At 66.0% G+C, this 18650-nt stretch carries 18 protein-coding genes; 10 read left to right on the top strand and 8 right to left on the bottom strand.

What is annotated here, in order from left to right; genetic code table 11:
• Nucleotides 1-49 precede the first annotated feature (49 nt).
• Together G7Y85_RS02700 and G7Y85_RS02695 are read left to right on the top strand one after the other, a co-directional pair.
• Entirely contained in the window at nt 50-1300 is a 1251-nt protein-coding gene (locus G7Y85_RS02700) for an MFS transporter (RefSeq protein ID WP_166251279.1), read from the top strand.
• A 44-nt stretch (nt 1301-1344) separates the two neighbouring features.
• A complete protein-coding gene (locus G7Y85_RS02695; RefSeq protein WP_166251277.1) occupies nt 1345-1710 on the top strand; it encodes a Rieske (2Fe-2S) protein in 366 nt (121 codons plus the stop codon).
• Between the two features lie 18 nt (nt 1711-1728).
• Here G7Y85_RS02695 and G7Y85_RS02690 read toward each other — a convergent pair whose 3' ends face one another.
• From G7Y85_RS02690 to G7Y85_RS02680, 3 genes are all read right to left on the bottom strand, one after another.
• Nucleotides 1729-2277, bottom strand: a complete 549-nt coding sequence (locus G7Y85_RS02690; RefSeq protein ID WP_166251275.1) for a hypothetical protein — start codon at nt 2275-2277, stop codon at nt 1729-1731.
• A gap of 250 nt (nt 2278-2527) precedes the next feature.
• On the bottom strand, nt 2528-3301 hold the full coding sequence (locus G7Y85_RS02685) for an enoyl-CoA hydratase (protein WP_166251273.1): 774 nt from the start codon (nt 3299-3301) through the stop codon (nt 2528-2530).
• 99 nt (nt 3302-3400) lie between these two features.
• Complete coding sequence (locus G7Y85_RS02680; protein ID WP_166251270.1) at nt 3401-3901, bottom strand: PaaI family thioesterase; 501 nt, start codon at nt 3899-3901, stop codon at nt 3401-3403.
• 81 nt (nt 3902-3982) lie between these two features.
• Between G7Y85_RS02680 and G7Y85_RS02675 the strand changes: the two genes are divergently transcribed.
• A complete protein-coding gene (locus tag G7Y85_RS02675; RefSeq protein ID WP_166251267.1) occupies nt 3983-4489 on the top strand; it encodes a winged helix-turn-helix transcriptional regulator in 507 nt (168 codons plus the stop codon).
• Between the two features lie 49 nt (nt 4490-4538).
• On the opposite strand, the gene G7Y85_RS02670 is transcribed toward G7Y85_RS02675, so the two are convergent.
• Both G7Y85_RS02670 and ilvB read right to left on the bottom strand, forming a co-directional pair.
• Nucleotides 4539-5852, bottom strand: a complete 1314-nt coding sequence (locus G7Y85_RS02670) for a GGDEF domain-containing protein (protein ID WP_166251263.1) — start codon at nt 5850-5852, stop codon at nt 4539-4541.
• Nucleotides 5853-5862: 10 nt separating this feature from the next.
• Nucleotides 5863-7707 (bottom strand): biosynthetic-type acetolactate synthase large subunit, encoded by a 1845-nt coding sequence (ilvB, locus tag G7Y85_RS02665; RefSeq protein ID WP_166251259.1) that lies wholly within the window; start codon nt 7705-7707, stop codon nt 5863-5865.
• A 159-nt stretch (nt 7708-7866) separates the two neighbouring features.
• On the opposite strand from ilvB, the gene ilvN reads away from it, so the two are divergent.
• The 7 genes from ilvN (at nt 7867) to G7Y85_RS02630 (ending at nt 14959) form a co-directional block, all read left to right on the top strand.
• Nucleotides 7867-8376, top strand: a complete 510-nt coding sequence (gene ilvN, locus G7Y85_RS02660) for an acetolactate synthase small subunit (RefSeq protein ID WP_166251256.1) — start codon at nt 7867-7869, stop codon at nt 8374-8376.
• Nucleotides 8377-8443: 67 nt separating this feature from the next.
• Nucleotides 8444-9460 carry a ketol-acid reductoisomerase gene (gene ilvC, locus G7Y85_RS02655; RefSeq protein ID WP_166251880.1) on the top strand — a complete coding sequence of 339 codons (1017 nt, stop codon included), beginning with the start codon at nt 8444-8446 and terminating at the stop codon, nt 9458-9460.
• Between the two features lie 125 nt (nt 9461-9585).
• Complete coding sequence (pssA, locus tag G7Y85_RS02650; protein WP_166251253.1) at nt 9586-10383, top strand: CDP-diacylglycerol--serine O-phosphatidyltransferase; 798 nt, start codon at nt 9586-9588, stop codon at nt 10381-10383.
• 269 nt (nt 10384-10652) lie between these two features.
• Nucleotides 10653-12350, top strand: coding sequence for a 2-isopropylmalate synthase (gene leuA, locus G7Y85_RS02645; RefSeq protein WP_166251877.1), 1698 nt, complete (start codon nt 10653-10655; stop codon nt 12348-12350).
• A gap of 44 nt (nt 12351-12394) precedes the next feature.
• On the top strand, nt 12395-13258 hold the full coding sequence (locus G7Y85_RS02640; protein ID WP_241695922.1) for a uracil-DNA glycosylase: 864 nt from the start codon (nt 12395-12397) through the stop codon (nt 13256-13258).
• Nucleotides 13255-13728: a ribosomal protein S18-alanine N-acetyltransferase gene (gene rimI, locus G7Y85_RS02635; protein ID WP_166251250.1), complete on the top strand. Its 474-nt coding sequence runs from the start codon at nt 13255-13257 to the stop codon at nt 13726-13728. Before G7Y85_RS02640 ends, rimI begins: the two co-directional genes overlap by 4 nt.
• Nucleotide 13729: 1 nt before the next feature.
• Nucleotides 13730-14959 (top strand): MFS transporter, encoded by a 1230-nt coding sequence (locus G7Y85_RS02630; RefSeq protein ID WP_166251247.1) that lies wholly within the window; start codon nt 13730-13732, stop codon nt 14957-14959.
• Between the two features lies 1 nt (nt 14960).
• Here the strand turns inward: G7Y85_RS02630 and G7Y85_RS02625 are convergent, their stop codons facing one another.
• The 3 genes from G7Y85_RS02625 to G7Y85_RS02615 form a co-directional block, all read right to left on the bottom strand.
• Nucleotides 14961-15557 carry a 1-acyl-sn-glycerol-3-phosphate acyltransferase gene (locus tag G7Y85_RS02625; RefSeq protein ID WP_166251244.1) on the bottom strand — a complete coding sequence of 199 codons (597 nt, stop codon included), beginning with the start codon at nt 15555-15557 and terminating at the stop codon, nt 14961-14963.
• 116 nt (nt 15558-15673) lie between these two features.
• Nucleotides 15674-17656, bottom strand: coding sequence for a transglutaminase TgpA family protein (locus G7Y85_RS02620; protein ID WP_241695921.1), 1983 nt, complete (start codon nt 17654-17656; stop codon nt 15674-15676).
• The gene (locus G7Y85_RS02615) at nt 17653-18648 is read right to left on the bottom strand and encodes a DUF58 domain-containing protein (RefSeq protein ID WP_166251241.1); all 996 of its coding nucleotides are present in this window, start codon (nt 18646-18648) and stop codon (nt 17653-17655) included. The genes G7Y85_RS02620 and G7Y85_RS02615 overlap by 4 nt, the downstream gene beginning before the upstream one ends.
• Between the last annotated feature and the right edge of the window lie 2 nt (nt 18649-18650).

Raw genomic sequence — 18650 nt, 5'->3', positions numbered from 1 at the left:
TACGATGCGCAGCCTTGACGCCGATGGCTGCCGACCTCGACCCGCAAACATGGAAACGCCGCTGAAAAATCCGCTGGAAGCGCCTTTGAGCCCACCGATCGTGAATGCCGGCGAGCGCGCGTCGCGCACCGGCTTCGGCGTGCTCGGAGCGATCAGCTTCGCGCACTTTCTCAATGACATGATCCAGTCGCTGATCCTGGCGATCTATCCGCTGCTGAAGGCGAGCTTTGCGCTGAGCTTTGCGCAGATCGGTTTGATCACGCTGACCTATCAGTTCAGTGCCTCGCTGCTGCAACCGCTGATCGGCCTGTACACCGACAGGCGTCCGCAACCGAGCTCGCTGGCGGTCGGCATGAGTTTCACGCTTTGCGGTCTGCTGCTGCTGGCGTTCGCGCCGAGTTTCGCGGTGGTGCTGATGGCGGCGGCGCTGGTCGGTACCGGCTCGTCGATCTTTCATCCGGAATCCTCGCGCGTCGCGCGCATGGCCTCCGGCGGGCAGCACGGCCTCGCGCAGTCGCTGTTCCAGGTCGGCGGCAATGCCGGCAGCGCAGTCGGACCGCTGCTGGCGGCCTTGATCGTCCTGCCGCACGGCCAGCGCAGCCTTGCGTGGTTTTCGCTCGCCGCGCTGATCGCGATCGGCGTGCTGTGGAAGATCGGCATCTGGTACCGCCGGCAGCATCGCGCCGCTGCGGCCCGGCCGAAAGCGGTGCCCGTGTCGAAGCTGCCGCGCCGCACCGTGCTCCGCGCGATGCTGGTGCTGATGCTGCTGGTGTTCTCCAAGTATTTCTACCTGGCCAGCATCACCAGCTACTACACGTTCTATCTCATGCATCGCTTCGGTCTGAGCGCACAGTCCGCGCAGCTGTACCTGTTCGCGTTCCTGTTCGCCGTCGCCGCCGGCACCGTGCTCGGCGGCCCGATCGGAGATCGCGTCGGCCGCAAGCAGGTGATCTGGGTATCGATCCTCGGCGTCGCGCCGTTCACGCTGCTGCTGCCGCACGTCGGCCTGGCCGCGACCGGCGTGCTCAGCGTCATCATCGGCTTCGTGCTGGCGTCGGCGTTCTCTGCAATTCTGGTCTTCGCCCAGGAACTGGCGCCGGACAAGGTCGGCGCCGTGTCGGGCCTGTTCTTCGGGTTCGCGTTCGGCATGGGCGGCATCGCCGCCGCGGTGCTCGGCAAGTTCGCCGACCTGTACGGCATCGAAGCGGTCTATCGCGCGTGCGCATTCTTCCCGCTGCTTGGCGTGCTGACCGTGCTGTTGCCGGACCAGCGCGGCGGCCGGTTGCGCGCGCAGGACTGATCGCGGCGTATAGTCACTGCGTGTCGCAGCCTGCGGGGAAGACGATGGCCGAGATCGACGTGGCGAATGTCGCCGATGTGCGTGAAGGTGCCGCACTGACGGTTCGTGCGGCAGGCCGTTCCATCGTGCTGACGCGCGTTGCCGGCACGCTCTGCGCCGTCGAGAACCGCTGTCCGCATCTGGGCCTGCCGCTGGCACGCGGCCGGATCGTCGACGGCGTCATCCGCTGTCCGTTTCGCGGTTCGAGTTTCGATCTGTGCAGCGGCGCCAATCTCGACTGGGTCAATGCCGTCGCCGGCCTGCCGCTGCCGCAATGGAGCCGCCGCATCGTCGCACTGGGCCGCGAGCCGATGCCGCTGCAGACCTTCGTCGCGCGGGAACGCGACGGTCGCGTCTACCTCGAAGCCTGAAGCCGCTGCGGCACCGGTTCAGCGCGCCGCACCGCGCAGCTTGCGGGAGCCGATGCGGATCATCGGCGTCTGCGTCGCGGCCTGCAGCGCATCGATGGCGTGGGTGAACTGACGGCCGATTTCGGCGGCCATCGGCTGCGCATCGTGGCTCGGCTGCTCCGCCATCAGACGGCAAGGCACGTCAGCGGCGCGAATCATGATGGTCATCAGCATGTCCGCGTCGATCGGCGGCAGGGCGCCGTTTCGCACCGCCTCGCGCAGATCATCGTGCAGCGGGCGCAGCATCAGACCGACGATGTCGTCTTCGAAAATCGCGCGCAGTGCGGATTCATTGCGCAGCATCATGCCGAACAGTTCCGGCTCGCTGCGGATTTCCTGCAACGCGCGAATGCAGGTGCTGCGCAAGAGCACCTCGAAGCTCGCGGCCTGTGGGCGCGACGCGTCGATGTGCTCCTGCAGCGGCGCGAGACTCTCTTCCACCAGCGCGCGGAACAGCGACGCCTTGTCCGCGACGTGACGTTCGAAGCGGTCCGCCGCGAGTTCGCTGGCCTGAATCAGATCGGCCATCGCCAGGTTTTCGTACGCGGTTTCGATGAAGCAGCGGCGGGCGGCTGCCAGGATGGCTGCGCGATCGCCGCTGTCGTTCTGTCTGCGCCTGGCTGGCATGTCTCGGGGACCGGATCGTCGTGACGGCTGGCGAGCAGCGGTCTGGCGACGCGCCTCTCGTGCCGGCCACGCTACGCCATTTCCGGCACTCGGGGTGATCGCCACGAAAAGCGCGGCCGGCAGGCCGCGTTGTTCCGGCTCGGAGCCTGCTTCAGTTGAACTTCGAGAAGTCCGGCTTGCGCTTCTGCACGAAAGCGCCGATCGCTTCGATCGCTTCCGGCTGCTGCAGCATCGGCACGAAGTGATTGACCTCGATGCCGATCACGTCCTTGACCTGCTCGCGCGTCCAGCGCTTCAGCAGCGCCTTGGCGGTGCGCATCGCATTCGGCGGCTGCGCGGCCAGCTTCAGGGCCTGCGCGCGGGCGTGCGCTTCGACATCGGCTTCCGGCAGCACCTCGTTGATCAGTCCGTACTCGCGCGCCTTGGCGGCGGTGAACGGCTCGCCGAGCAGCAGCAGTTCGGCAGCGCGTGGATGGCCCATGATCACCGGCATCATCAGGCTCGACGCGAATTCCGGGCAGATGCCGATGTTGACGAATGGCAGCTGGAAACGGGTCTTCTCGGCGGCATAGATCAGATCGCAATGCAGCAGCAGCGTGGTGCCGATGCCGACCGCCGGCCCGGCGACAGCCGCGACCACCGGCTTGCCGGCGTCGACCACCGACTGCATGAACTGCGCAACGACGCCACCGCCGGCGTCCATCGGCGAATTGAGGAAATCGGCGAGATCGTTGCCGCTGCTGAAGCAACCATCGGTGCCGGTGAACAGGATCACCCGCACTTCGGGATCGGCGTTGCCGGCGATCATGGCATCGGCCATGGCCTTGTACATGACGCCGTTGATGGCGTTTTTCTTGTCGGCGCGATTCAGGCGAATCGTCAGGATGCGATCACGTACTTCGGTGACGATGGGTTCAGTGCTCATGCCGGAGTCCTTGAAGGTCGGAAGGGAAGATTCGGATGGCGTGCATTGTATCGGCCTGTTGCAGCGCGACGTCATCACAATGCAGCAGTCGCGGCGGCCTCAGGCCGCGGCCCGTGCCGGCATCGCGAACAGCAGACAGGTGGTGGTCGCGTGCGCCAGCAGCTTGCCGCCCTCGGCGAGGATGCGGCCGTCGGCGATCGCCAGCTGCCGGCCGCGATTGACGACCGTGCCGACGCCGCGCACGCGCATGCCGGGCAGGATCGGACGCGTGAAATTCACCTTCAGTTCGACCGTCGTGTAGCCCTGGCCGATCTCCAGCGTCGAATGCACCGCGCAGCCCATGACCGAGTCGAGCAGGGTGCAGCCGTAGCCGCCGTGCACGCTGCCGAGCGGATTGAGATGCCGCTGTTCCGGGGCACCGTGCATCACGACCTCGCCGTGCGTCACGCTGATCGGCGTGATCGCCATGGTCTCCATGATCGGCGGCAGGGGCACGCGCCCGTCGATGATCGCTTTCAGAAAATCGACGCCACTGACGCTGCTGCGTTGTGCGGGATCGACGACGCCATAGCGTGGCGCACGCACGGAATCTGCGGACATGAGTGACTTCCTTGCCGCGCCGGGCGCGACCTGACTTGCAATTTGGAAGTCAGAAGCTAGTCGGGTATTCTGACTTTGTCAATGAAAGCCAGAGTCCCAGCCAGAGATGAAGCGCCACAGGTGCGCGACGTGCTCGACGCCGCCTCGTGCTCGGTGGCCGCGGCGGTCGCGGCGATCGGCGATCGCTGGAGTCTTTTGCTGCTGCGCGAGGCGTTCAATGGCGTGCGGCGATACGACGACTTCCTGCGCCATACCGGCTGCTCGACCGCGGTGCTGGCGGTGCGTCTGCGCAAACTCGTCGATGCCGGTATTTTCCGCAAGCAGATGTATTCGGCGCCCGGCGAGCGGCCGCGCGCCGAATATCGCCTGACGGCAAAGGGGGTCGATCTGCTGCCGGTGATCGTCGGTCTGCTGCAGTGGGGTGATCTGCATGTGGCCGGCCCCGGCGGTGGTCCCCTGCTGCTGAAGGACCGCCGCAACGGCGAGCGCATCCGGGTGTCGCTGGTCAACGAAAGCGGTGATCTGGTCGACGCGCGCGATTCGCAGCCGATACGCAATCCCGCGTTTCGTCGCGGGCGCCTGCGCTGAGGCCGGCGTCGCCAGGCGTTTCGAGCCGGTTGTTGCAGCGTGCCGGCGCTCAGTCGTCCTTCATGCGGAAGCCGTTGCGGCCGCTGCGCTTGACGGCGTACAGGCGCGCGTCGGCGAGCCGATAAGCGTCCGAGAGCACGTCGTTCGGTCCGATCAGTGCGCCACCGACACTGCAGGTGACGACACCGGCGTCATTGCCGACATGTTCGATCTGCAGATCGGCGATCGCCGCGACCATCGCGCGCAGACGCTCTTCGGCCGCAGCGGCATCGCAGTCGTACAGCAGCAATGCGAATTCTTCGCCGCCGAGCCGCGACGCCAGATCGAGCGAGCGGCGAGCCAAACCCGCCAGCGCCAGACCGACTTCGGCGAGTACGCCGTCGCCATAGTCGTGGCCGTAATGGTCGTTGAGTTTCTTGAAATGATCGAGATCGATCAGCGCGAACAGCAGGACCTTGTTCTGGCCGCGCGCGACGGCGCGCGCAACCTTCTCGTAGTGCTCCTCGAACGCGCGGCGATTGGCGAGTCCGGTCAGGCCGTCGCGGTACGCCATGATTTCCAGCAACAGGGCCGACGCCCATTGCCGGCGCATCGATAGCCGCGACCAGATCACCGAAAGCAGTGACAGTCCGAGCAGGATGAGTTCCATGACCCAGGCGGTCTGGCTGCGGCGCGCATCGCTGTCCGGCCAGAGCGTCTGTACGCCCAGCACCGCGACGAGATACGCGGCGACGAATACCAGGCTGCGATTGAAGCTCAGCCGCACCACCACCAGCGCCGCGACCGGAATGACGATGGTGATCGACGGCTCGATGTGAAAACCGAAATCGGCGCTGATGTAGCGCACGATCTCGATCGCGACCAGTTCCATGATCAGCGCCGCGATCAGGAACCATTCGACACCGGGCGACAACGGTTTGCGTGCCAGCAACACGGCAAGCAGGCCGAATACCGGCGCCATGATCCCGAGTTCCAGCAGCAGCATCAGCTGCGCGGTTTCCGGTGGCGTCGCCAGTACGCGGCTCCACAACGGTGCGCCGGCATAGAGCACGAAAGCCAGCACGGCAATGCTGATTCGCGCATTGCGGCTGCTCAGGCGCGAGTAGTCGAGAAAGCGCTGTTCCAGCGGTGCCGGGAATCGATAGCGCGTGCTGTCGCCGCCGGCGATCGTCTCGAGAATCTGTACGTCGCCGGCGCTCAGATCGTGGCCGAAGCGCCGGCTCGGCGTCTGGTGGTGATCGCCGAGGCGTGCCTTGACCAGCGCCCGGCCGCGACTCCGCAGGCGCTGCCAGCGTTGCTGCGAGCGAATGCGGTCACCGGGAGATGAGGACCGGGCGGAGCCCGGTAGAGGGGTGTCCGCCATTCGCCGCACTTCAGAACATCTGTGTGGTCTGCGGATCGACCCGGTCCGGAGCCGCGGCATCGCGCGAGGCAATCCAGTCGCCGGTGATCATCTGCGCGTAGGCCTGACCCGGGCCGACCATCGGGTAGACCGACGCCATCGGATCGATCATCACTTCGAGAAAGGCCGGGCCGTCGAAGGCGATGAAGTCCTTGACGACACGCGCCAGGTCATCCTTGCGCTCGACCCGCACGGCGAACTTATAACCATCGGCTTCGGCGGCCTTGATGAAGTCTTTCTGGTGCAGGGTCTTGTCCGAGCCGGCATAGCGCGACTCGAAGAACAGCCGCTGCCACTGCTTGACCATGCCGTCGCCGTTGTTGTTGAGCACGACGATCTTGACCGGCAGCTTGTAGGTGGTCGCCGTTTCCAGCTCGCCGAGGTTCATGCGGATCGAAGCGTCACCGTCGATGTCGATGACCGTGCGGTTCTTTTGCGCGAAGGCGGCGCCGATCGCCGCCGGCAGGCCGAAACCCATGGTGCCCATGGAGCCGGACGTCAGCCACAGACGCGGCTGCTTGAAGTCGAAGTACTGGGCGGCCCACATCTGGTGCTGGCCGACGCCGGTTGCCACCACCGCTTCGCCGCCGGTGATGTCGTTGATCGCTTCGATCACGGCGTGCGGCTGGATCAGCTCGCCGCCGCGCTCGTAGTTCATTGCGTAACGCCGCTTGAGCTCGGCGATGTGCGCATGCCAGGCCTGATAGTCCGGCTTGAAGCCCTGCGCGCCGATGTAGTCGCGCAGCGTGTTCAGCGCGTGGTTCAGTTCGCCGACGTGATGCCAGTGCACCCGCTTGACCTTGTTGATCTCCGACGGGTCGATGTCGAAATGGGCGATCGCCTGGGCGCGGGGCGCGAAGCGCGCCGGATTGCCGGCGACGCGATCGTCGAAACGCGCGCCGACCGCGATCAGGAAGTCGCAGTCGTCGACCGCGTAGTTCGCGAATGCGGTGCCGTGCATGCCGAGCATCTGCAGCGACAGCGGTGCCGTGGTGTCGACCGCGCCGATGCCCATCAGCGTCGTCGTCACCGGAATGCCGAAGCTCGCCGCGAACGCGCGCAGGCTGGCGGCGGCTTCGCCGTGGATGACGCCGCCGCCGGCATAGATCAGCGGGCGTCTGGCGGCGCGCAGCAATTCGAGAAACGAGGCGGCCCTGGCCGGCTGCAGCTGGTTTTCGTAAACCTCGCGGAGACGCGCGCGGTAACCGGGCAGGGGCAGGCGGCCCTCGCCGCGGAACGTGCCCGACCAGTTCTGCACGTCCTTGGGGATGTCGACGACCACCGGGCCGGGGCGACCGGTGCGCGCGATCTCGAATGCACTGCGCACCGTCGCTTCAAGCTTGCTGGCATCGGTGACGAGGAACACATGCTTGGCGGCGGCGCCCATGATCGAGCTGATCGGTGCTTCCTGGAAGGCGTCGGTGCCGACCGCGGCGGTCGGCACCTGGCCGCAGATCACGACGATCGGGATCGAGTCGGCCATGCAGTCGCGTACCGGCGTGACCGTATTGGTTGCGCCGGGACCGGACGTCACCATGCAGACGCCGACCTTGCCGGACGCACGCGCAAAGCCGGCGGCCATGAAGCCGGCCGCCTGCTCGTTGGCCGGCACGATCAAGGGCATCGGCTCGCTGCCGCCGGCAGGCGCATGCGCGGCGTTGTAACGGAAGATCGCGTCGTAGCTGGGCAGGATCGCGCCGCCGCTGTAGCCGAACACGACATCCACGCCTTCGTCCGCCAGGATCTGGACGACGATGTCCGCGCCGGTCATCGTCCGGCCTGCGAGCGGATGCGGGGTCTTCAGCACAGCGTTCATGTCGTTTGCGGCCGGGGCTTGCTTGCGGGGGCGCGATATTAGCGCCATTTGGGGGGCTGCCCCAATAGCCGCGGCGCCCGGTCCGTGCTAGCGAAACGGCAATATCCGGCTCTTTTCCGGGTGATTTTCCGGCGACGAGCCTCTATCATTCGCGCCCCTATGCGTCACATCATCTCGATCCTGCTGCAAAACGAGGCCGGTGCGCTTGCGCGCGTCGCCAGCACGTTTTCGTCCCGCGGCTACAACATCGACTCGCTGTCGGTGGCGCCGACGCTCGATCCGGCCGTGTCGCGGCTGACGCTCGTCACCAGCGGTTCGGACGCCGTGATCGAGCAGATCATCAAGCAGACCCGCAAGCTGATCGACGTTGTCGAGATCTTCGATCTGTCGAGCGCCGATCACATCGAATCCGAACTGGTGATCGTCAAGGTCGATCTGCCGCTGCAGCAGGCCAATGCCTTCATCCACTGTGTTCGCGACCATCACGCGATCGCGCTGGACGGCACCGACAACACGCGCACCGTGCAACTCGCCGGTACCGCCGCGCAGATCGAGGCGTTCGTCGCCGCGCTGTCGAACTTCTCGACCGTGCTCGAACTGGTACGCAGCGGTGTCGCCGCCGTCGCGATCGGTCATCAGACCGTGACCTCCGGCACGCTCGCTGCCTGAAGCATTCGCAAATCCCGCAAGACCGGGCCGTCAAGAGCGGCCTACGCAACTGGAGTTTCACGTGAGCATCAACGTTTACTACGACAAAGACGCCGACCTTTCGATCATCCAGTCGAAGAAAGTCGCGATCGTTGGCTACGGTTCGCAGGGCCACGCCCATGCGCTGAACCTCAAGGACAGTGGCGTCGACGTCGTCGTGGCGTTGCGCCCGGGCTCGGCGACTGCCGCCAAGGTCGAGGCCGGCGGTCTCAAGGTCAAGAGCGTTGCCGATGCCTGCGCCTGGGCCGATCTGGTGATGATCCTCACCCCGGACGAGTTCCAGTCCGAGCTGTACAAGAACGAGATCGAACCGAACATCAGGAAGGGTTCGACGCTGGCGTTCGCGCACGGCTTCGCGATCCACTTCAACCAGGTGGTGCCGCGTGCCGACCTCGACGTGATCATGATCGCGCCGAAGGCGCCGGGTCATACGGTCCGCAACGAGTACACCAAGGGTGGCGGCATTCCGGACTTGATCGCCGTCTATCAGGACGCCAGCGGCAGCGCCAAGAAGCTCGCGCTGTCTTATGCCTCGGCGATCGGCGGCGGCCGCTCGGGCATCATCGAGACCACGTTCAAGGACGAATGCGAGACCGACCTGTTCGGCGAACAGGCCGTGCTCTGCGGCGGCGCCGTCGAACTGGTCAAGGCCGGGTTTGAAACGCTCGTCGATGCCGGCTACGAGCCGGAGATGGCCTACTTCGAGTGCCTGCATGAGCTCAAGCTGATCGTCGACCTGATGTATGAAGGCGGCATCGCGACGATGAACTACTCGATCTCGAACAATGCCGAGTACGGCGAGTACGTGACCGGCCCGAAGGTCATCAACGACGAGTCGCGCAAGGCGATGAAGCAGGCCCTGCTCGACATCCAGACCGGCAAGTACGCCAAGGCCTTCGTTTCCGAGGGCAAGCTCGGCTATCCGGAAATGACCGCGATGCGCCGTCTCAACGCCGCACATCCGATCGAAGTGGTCGGCGGCCAGCTGCGCGCGATGATGCCGTGGATCGGCAAGAACAAGCTGGTCGACAAGTCGAAGAATTGATCGCGACGCCAATCAGCTTCGAAAAAGGCGCCTGCGGGCGCCTTTTTCATTGCGGGTCCGGATCGTGACGGAGTCCGTCAGTTAAGATGCCGGCCAATCGGACAAGACAGACTGTCGCAGGGCTCATGGAAAACAAGCAAGCGCTCAAGCCTCGTCGCAAGGGCATTTATCTGGTGCCGAACCTGCTGACGACCGGCACCTTGTTCGGCGGTTTCTACGCGATCGTGATGGCGACTGCCGGGCACTTCGAGGCCGCAGTGTTCGGCATTTTCGGCGCGATGATCGCCGACGGACTCGACGGCCGGGTCGCGCGGCTGACCAATACGCAGACCGACTTCGGCAAGGAATACGATTCGCTGTGCGACATGGTGGCGTTCGGCATTGCGCCGGCGGTGCTGATCTGGGCGTTCTCGCTGCACTATCTCGCCGACTATCGCTGGATCGGCGGCAAGCTCGGCTGGGTGATCGCGTTCGCCTATGCCGCCTGCGCCGCCCTGCGTCTGGCGCGCTTCAACGTGCTGGCGGCCATCGCCAGTTCCAACAAGGATTTCTTCGGGGTGCCGAGCCCGGCGGCGGCGGCGGTGATCACTTTCTTCGTCTGGAGCTGCGTCGACGACAGCCGTTCGCTGTTCGCCTGGGTGTCGGGTCATGTGCCGCTGACCGGCAGCGAGGTGCTCGGCTTCGCCGCGCCGCTGACGCTGGCAACCGCGTTGTCGATGGTCTCGAGTGTGCGCTACAACAGTTTCAAGAAGGTCAACCTGAAGACGCGCACACGCTTCATGTCGCTGGCCGCGGTGATCGGCGTGTTCGCGCTGGTGCTGATCGATCCGCCGCGCATCCTGTTCCTGGTGTTTTTCGCTTACGCCCTGTCCGGCCCGGCGATCCTGCTGTGGCGCCGCATGCGGCGCCGGCCGGCGGCGTGAGCCGGACGGCCGGCGGTTTTCGTCGCCGGCGAATTGGTCTATAGTTCGACGCCATGAATTGCGCCCGTCACTCCGACTTCGCTGCCCGCACGCTCAGTGCCGGGTCCGCGCGCGCGTTCTCGCTTCTTGGTCTCAAGCTTCTGCCGTAAGGCAGACCATAGACCGCGCCCGCACGGGGCCGAAACCGTGCCAAGCAAGACCCTCACGAACAAAACCGCCGATCCAGGTTCAAAGCCTCGTTCGCGCACCGGCAGGAATCCGCCATGACCATGCTCAAAGATCCTTCGACCAAGTACCGTTCCTTCAAACCCGTGCACCTGCGCGACCGGCAGTGGCCGGACACCGTGCTCACCAGGGCGCCGATCTGGCTGTCGACCGACCTCCGCGACGGCAACCAGGCGCTGATCGAGCCGATGAACGTCGAGCGCAAGCTGCGCATGTTCCGCGAGCTGATCCGCATCGGTTTCAAGGAAATCGAGGTCGGATTCCCGAGTGCGTCGCAGACCGAGTTCGACTTCGTCCGCCAGCTGATCGAAAAGAACATGATTCCGGACGACGTCACTATCCAGGTGCTGACGCCGGCGCGCGAGGAACTGATCCGGCGCAGCTTCGAGTCGCTGAAGGGCGCGAAGCGCGCGATCGTCCACGTCTACAACGCGGTGGCGCCGATCATGCGCCGTGTCGTCTTCAACATGAGCCAGGATCAGGTGCTCAACGAGCTGGCCGTCAAGCACGCGCGCCTGGCGCGGCAGCTCGCCGACGAGAATCCGGGGACCGACTGGCGTTTCGAATATTCCCCGGAGATGTTCTCCGGCACCGAACTGGATTTCTCCAAGCGCGTGGTCGATGCCGTGGTCGAAGCCTTCGGCGCGACCAGGGAAAAGCCGCTGATCATCAACCTGCCGTCGACGGTCGAGCATTCGACGCCGAACATCTTTGCCGACATGGTCGAATGGATGCATCGCAACGTCGCCAAACGCGAAGCCATCATCCTGTCGATCCATCCGCACAACGACCGTGGCACCGGCACCGCGGCCGGCGAGTTCGCGCTGATGGCAGGCGCCGACCGCATCGAAGGCACGCTGTTCGGCAACGGCGAGCGCACCGGCAATTTCGACGTCGTCAATCTGGCGCTGAACCTGTATTCGCAGGGCGTTGATCCGCAGCTCGATTTTTCCGACATCGACGCGATCCGCCAGGTCGTCGAATACTGCAACCAGCTACCGGTGCATCCGCGCCATCCGTATGTCGGCGATCTGGTCTATACGTCGTTTTCCGGTTCGCATCAGGACGCGATCAAGAAGGCGTTCGCCGCGCGCAAGGAAGACGATATCTGGGAGATGCCGTACCTGCCGCTCGACCCCAAGGATCTCGGCCGCAGCTACGAGGCGGTGATTCGCGTCAATTCGCAGTCGGGCAAGGGCGGCATCTCGTATCTGCTCGAGCACGAGTACGGCCTGTCGCTACCGCGTCGCCTGCAGATCGAGTTCTCGCAGGTCGTGCAGGAAGCGATGGATGAATCCGGGCGCGAGATGACGGCCGAGGACATCGGCGGGATTTTCACGCAGCAGTATTTCGACGCGCAGCAACCGTACGCGTACGTCGCCCATCATCTGGTCGAGGATTCCAAGCGCAACGAGGTCGAGTTGTCGACCGAGATCGAGATCGACGGCCGTGCCCAGAAGCTTTCCGGCCGCGGCAACGGACCGATCGATGCCTTCATTGCCGGCCTGTCGCAGCTGCTCGGCGAGAAGATTGCCGTTGTCGACTATCACGAGCATGCGATCGGCAGCGGGGCGGACGCGGCAGCGGCCACTTACATCGAGCTCAGGCTCGGCGACAGCAAGGCGCTGTTCGGTGCCGCGCGCGATCCGAACATCGTCACGGCATCGCTGAAGGCGATCCTGTCCGGCGTCAATCGCGCATTGGCGCTGCGTGGCAGCGTCGGCGAGCGTCGCGTCGCGTAAGGACGCGCAAATCCACTGCCGGCGCGTCGTGCTCCGCGGCTAGAATGGCCGACATGGACTCGGCGCGCCGGCAGCGGTACCTCAGATTGATGGGCATCGACGTCTGGCGTCTGCGCGGCGCCGAGGCGGCCGAGCCGTTCGTCGATGTCGCGCCCGGCGCCGCCGAGGCGCCGCAGCCGAAAGCCGCGCGCCCCGAACGGCCCGCACCGCGTCTGCCGCCGCCGGCTGCGCCCGTGCGTCTAGCCGTCGGCGCCAGGTCGGCGCCCCCCGTGATCGCTGCCGCGCCCGCGGCGGAGCACAGGCCGGCGGCGTCGCCGGCGATCGTCGTCCCGTCGGACTGGCCCGGCCTGCGTGCCGCCGTCAAGGATTGCATGGCATGCAAGCTGTGCGCGACGCGCAGCAACACCGTATTCGGCGTCGGCAGTGAAACTGCGCCGCTGATGATTGTCGGGGAAGGGCCCGGCGCCGACGAGGATGCGCGCGGCGAGCCCTTCGTCGGTCGTGCTGGCCAGCTGCTCGACCAGATGCTGAAAAGCATCGGCCGCGATCGCCGGCGCGCGGATGCCGCCGAGGCGGTCTTCATCGCCAATGTCGTCAAGTGCCGGCCACCCGGCAATCGTGATCCCGAGGCGGACGAGGTCGACGCCTGCCGGCCGTATCTCGATCGCCAGATCGAGCTGGTCAGGCCGAAACTGATTGTTGCGCTCGGCCGCATTGCCGCGCAGCGCCTGCTGAACAGCGACGCCCCGCTGTCGAAGCTGCGTGGGCCCCTGTATCACTACGGAGCGAGGCGGACGCCGCTGCTGGTGACCTACCATCCGGCGTACCTGCTGCGCAGTCCGCGCGAGAAAGCCAAGAGCTGGGCCGATCTGAAAAAGATTCACCAGCAGCTGGGTGCTGTGCCATGAGCGCGCAGCTGCAGAGCGCCTGGCGTCTGTATCCGATGCATCCCTCGCATCTGCAGCAGGTGCTGGCGATCGAGCGCGAGGCTTACACGCACCCGTGGACCGAGGGCATTTTCAGTGACTGCCTGCGCGTCGGCTACAGCGCCTGGGTCGTGACCAATACGCTGGGCGAGGTGCTGGCCTATACCTTGATGAGCATGGCGGTCGGCGAAGCGCACATTCTCAATATCTGCGTGGCGCCGGATCAGCAGCGGCAGGGGCTTGCCGCGTTTCTGCTGAAGCATCTGCTGATGGTCGCGCGTGCCGCCGACGTGACGCTGCTGCTGCTGGAAGTGCGCAAGTCGAACAAGGCTGCGCAGAAACTCTACGACGGCTTCGGCTTCGCCAGGATCGGCGAGCGTCGCGACTACTATCCCGCGCTCGATGGTCGCGAGGACGCCCTGGTGCTGGCGCTCGAACTGACAGGATCATGATGTGACATCGTCTCGCGCACGCTGGTCCTGGGCTTTCTACGACTGGGCGAATTCGTCATTCGCCACCACCGTGATGGCGGGGTTCTTTCCGCTGTTCTTTGCCGCGTACTGGGCCGACGGCCTGCCGCCGGGCACGCGCACGTTCTGGCTCGGCATCGCCAGTTCGGCGGCGAGCGTCGTCGTCATGATCCTTGCCCCGCTGCTCGGCGGGCTCGCCGATCGCAAAGGCTACAAGAAGCGCTTCCTGTTCTTCGCGACGCTGCTCGGCGCGGCCTCCACCGCGGCGATGTTCTGGGTTGCCAAGGGGCACTGGCCGCTTGCGCTCGGCTTGTTCACCCTGGGCTCGATCGGTTTTTTTGCCGGGACGTCGTTCTACGACTCGCTGATCGTCGCGGTTGCCAGGCCGGACGAGATGGACCGGACCTCGGCGCTCGGCTACGGCCTCGGCTATCTCGGCGGCGGACTGCTGTTCGCGATCAACGTCGTCATGTTCCAGAAGCCGCAGGCCTTCGGCCTCGCCGACGGTGCGCAGGCGGTGCTGTGGTCGTTCCTGATGGTCGGCATCTGGTGGATGCTGTTCGCGTTGCCGCTGTTCCGCTTCGTGCACGAGGAACCGATGCACGACCAGTCCGGCAGCGACTGGCAGGAACTGGTGCGCACCTTCCGCCAGGTCCTGACGATGAAACCGGTGCTGCTGTTTCTCGCCGGTTACTGGCTGTACATCGACGCGGTCGACACCATCATCCGCATGGCCGTGGACTACGGCGTGAAGCTGGGCTTCGAGCCGGGCGCGCTGATCAAGGCCCTGCTGCTGGTGCAGTTCATCGGCTTTCCGGCGGCGGTCGCCTACGGCTGGCTCGCCGATCGCGTCGGCACGCGGCGCATGATCTATCTCGGTCTGCTGGTCTACGGCATGGTCACCGTCGGTTCCTACTGGCTGCAGACCGAAGCCGATTTCTATCTGCTCGCGGCCGCGATCGGCGTCGTGCAGGGCGGCGTGCAGTCGCTGTCGCGCTCGTACTACGCGCGCCTGATTCCGTCCGAACAGTCTGGCCAGTTCTTCGGCTTCTACAACATGCTCGGCAAGTTCGCGGCCGTGCTCGGTCCGCTGGTCGTCGGCCAGACCGCGCTGCTGGTCGACAACCAGCGCCTGCCGATCCTCACGCTGCTGCCGTTCTTCGTGATCGGTGGCCTGCTGCTGTCGCGCGTCCGCGAACCGGCGTCGCGCTGATTCATCCGGTCGCGAAGTTTTCCGGCTTTCTGGCGCCGACGCGGCGGTAGCGGGCGAACACCGGCTGCATGTCGGCGTCCCAGTCGCCGGTCGGGCGGAACACGAGATCGGCACCGACGGTCTTCGTGCGGTAGTCGATCCAGGCGATCAGCACCGGAACCTGCGCGCTCATCGCGAGGTGATAAAAGCCCCGCTTCCATTGCGCGACGCGCGCCCGTGTGCCTTCCGGAGCAAGGCCGATGATCAGCTGGTTCTTGTTCTCGAACGCCTGCGCCGTCTGGCGCACGACGCCACCCGGGGCGCTGCGGTCGATCGGGATGCCGCCGATCGCGCGCAGGGGGCGCCCCCAGATGCCACTGAACAAGCTGTGCTTGGCGAACCAGTGCAGGTCCAGATCGAGCGCCAGGATGGTCGCCATGCCGAACACGAAATCCCAGTTCGACGTGTGCGGTGCGGCGATCACGACCAGTTTCGGTTCGTTCGGCATGCAGACGTCGATGCGCCAGCCGAAGACGCGCAGCACGCCGTAGCCGATGGCACGCAGCAGGCGGCTGCGGCGACGCGGCACGGCGGCGCCGATTTCGGTGTGGTCCTTCATGTTTCCCTGACTCCCCGACCTTCGTTACGCGAAGGTTTTCTGGCTGTTGGCCGCGTCCGTTGCGCGGGCGCCGATATTATCGCCGAACGCCGAGACCGGCTCCAGGGCCGCGCCGCTCAGGCTGGCAGGCGGGCCGCGCGCACCGCCTGCTGCAAGGCTGTCAGCAGGCCCGCGTCCGGCGCCTGCAGGTAACGGGTCTGCAGGTACAGATCGGCGGCGGTCTGCAGCGGTGCGCGCCAGTCCGGGCGCTCGCCCAGCACGCGCGCAACGAAGTCGCGCGGACCTTCGTCGCCGCGCTGGACGTAGCCGCGCGCCGCCAGCCGATGCTGCAGACGCTGCCACTCGCGCAGCGCCCGGTCCGCGCTGCGAGCCGGCGCGGCACGGCGCAACAGCAGCAGCCCGACGATGCTCATGCTGGTGGTCAGCAACACCGTCAAGGCCAGAATCATCGAACGCAGATCGTCGAGGCCGAAGCGTTCGAGAAAGCGCTGCTGCAGTTCCGGGCCGTAGCCGAGCACCAGGCCGTTCCAGCGGGCATTGAGCCAGTCCCAGCGCAGCTTGACGGCATCGCGCCAGGCGGTGCGCCGCGCCAGATACGCAGGCAGACCTTCGCCGCTGCCGATCGCCGCATCGAGACCGCGCTCGACGCGCTCCGGCGCGACGGCCGCAGTCGGATCGACGCGATGCCAGCTGCCGCCGTACCAGACCTCGCTCCAGGCATGGGCGTCGGACTGGCTGACGATGTAGTAGCCGCCGAGTTCGTTCAGCTCGCCGCCCAGGTAGCCGGTCACCACGCGCGCCGGGATTCCCGCGGCTCGCATCAGGAAGGTGAAGCTGCTGCTGTAGTGCTCGCAGAAGCCGCGGCGCGTATCGAACAGGAATTCGTCGATGCTGTCGGTGCCGAGGGCCGGCGGGCGCAGCGTGTAGACGAAATTCTGCCGGCGGATCATCTGCAGCGCGGTGGCCACGATCGCCGGGTCGGACAGGCCTTGCGCCTTCCAGCCGCGGGCCAGGGCCACGGCGCGTGGATCGCGGCCCTTCGGCAGGCTGGTGAGGCGTTCACGTTCGCGGACATCGAGCTCGGGTTCGAGCAGGTAGTGCGGATACGAGGTCAAGGTGTAGCGAACGCGTTCGTTCACCGGATGGCGCGCCAGCAGTTCGCCGTCGTCATCGAGCTGGCTGTCCGGCGGCAGATCCCGGGCCTGCGGCAGGTCGAGTGCCAGCAGCCAGGGCATGCGCGTCGGCTCCAGCGTCAGCTCGTAGCGGACGGCCGCGCCTTCGTAGCGAACCGCGTCGGCGCTCAACGCGCGCGGCGGCGTCCAGCCGTGCTTCCAGGTGCGGCCGTCGAAATGGTCGAATACGGGGCCGCGCCAGTAACGTTGGTCGGGTGGCGGCGCCGCCCCCTCGAAGCGCACGCGAAAGGCCACGGCATCGGACTGGATCAGCGCCGCGATGTCACCCGGCGACATCGAATCCGACAGGCCGCTGCGCGCCGCAGCGCCGGCATCGGAGGGCAGGCCCCAGAGCGGTCCGGGAATGCGCGGAAACAGGATGAACATCATCAGCATCAGCGGCAATGCCTGCGCGACCATCACGCCGGCCTTGCGCAGGGTCTGGCGCGGGCTCAGCGCACCGAGGTGCTGACATTCGATCAACAGTGCGGTGATCGCGACACAGCTCGCCAGCAGGTAGATCGCGGTCCAGATTTCCTGCGAATAGAAGAAGTGCGTGATCAGCAGGAAATACATCAGGAACACCATCACCATCACGTCGCGGCGCTCGCGCAGTTCGACGAGCTTGAGCGCCGCCATCAGGCACAGCAGCGCGGTGCCGGCGGTCTGCCCGGAGACGTGGCCGAAGCTGGCGTAGACGCCGCCGAGGGCGGCGAACACCAGCGCCGCTCGCAGGATGCGCGGCGGCATGCGCCACTGGCGGCGCGCGGCCATGCCACGCCAGGACAAGAGCGCCACGATCAGCGCCGATTCCCAGACCGGCAGGTGCGATGCATGCGGCGCGAGGATCAGCAACAGCACGGCCAGCATGCGCAGCAGCGTGGCGACCGGCAGGTAATCGTTGAGGCCGCGTTCGCTCATGCTCATGCGTCGAACAGCGCCAGCGCCTTCAGACACTGGAAGCGATGCGCTTCACCCTGGCCGGGTGCGATCACCGTGCCCGGCAGGCGCAGTCCGTAGCGGCGATGCAGGGTGTCGGCGTCGAGCACCCAGCGCGTCAGTTGCGACAGGCGCGCCTCATGATCGAGGTGGGCGAGCGTGTTCCATTCCAGCCAGAGATCCTGATCGAGCGTTTCCTGGAACTGCTTGACCATCGGCTGCGGCGATTTCGGCAGGCTCTTCCAGTGGATTGCGCGTGCGGTGTCGCCGCGCTGATAGCTGCGCAGGCCGCTGAATTCGTCCTGGCCGACGCGGTTGCTCGCTTCCAGGCTGCCCTGACCGGCGCTGCCCGGCGGCACCCGTCCCGGTGTCGCCGGTCGCGGAAACACCAGGGTCGCGATGTCGAGTTCTGCCCAGGTCCAGGCATGGAAAAGACCGAGCGGATATTCGGTGGACACGCTGAATACCCCGGCGCGCAGCCAGCCACGGCGGGCGGCCGGCAACGGCAGGCTGCGGGTCTCGCCCTGCAGCGCGGCGATGTCGGCCATCGCCGTCATGCTGACGTCCTGTCTCGGCCACGACAGGCCGATCGACAGGCGCTGCTGTGCGGACGGATTGTCGATGCGGATTTCGACGTGGGCGGTGTCGCCGGCGAAGACCGGCGAGATGACACCGGCCCGCAGTTGCAGATTCGCCAGATTGGCGTGCGTGTGGTGCATGCACAACAGGCCGATCCCGGCCAGCAGGAAGCTCAGCAGGAAGGCCATGCTGTTGCTGTAGTTCATCGCGCCGAGCAGCATCACCAGCAGCATGAAGGCGAACACGTAACCGAAGCGCGTCGGCACGATGTAGACGCGGCCACGCGGAATCGCGATCGGTCCGGGCTGACGCTTGACGCGCGCCATCACCCAGGCATCGATGCGATCCTGCGCCCAGCGCAGCGGATGCAGCAGCATCTTGGCAATCAGCCAGAGGCGCATGG

Source organism: Solimonas terrae (genome assembly GCF_011067135.1).
Lineage (GTDB): Bacteria > Pseudomonadota > Gammaproteobacteria > Nevskiales > Nevskiaceae > Solimonas > Solimonas terrae.
Note: the sequence above shows the minus strand (reverse complement) of the source record. Positions and strands in the feature narration are given on the sequence as shown.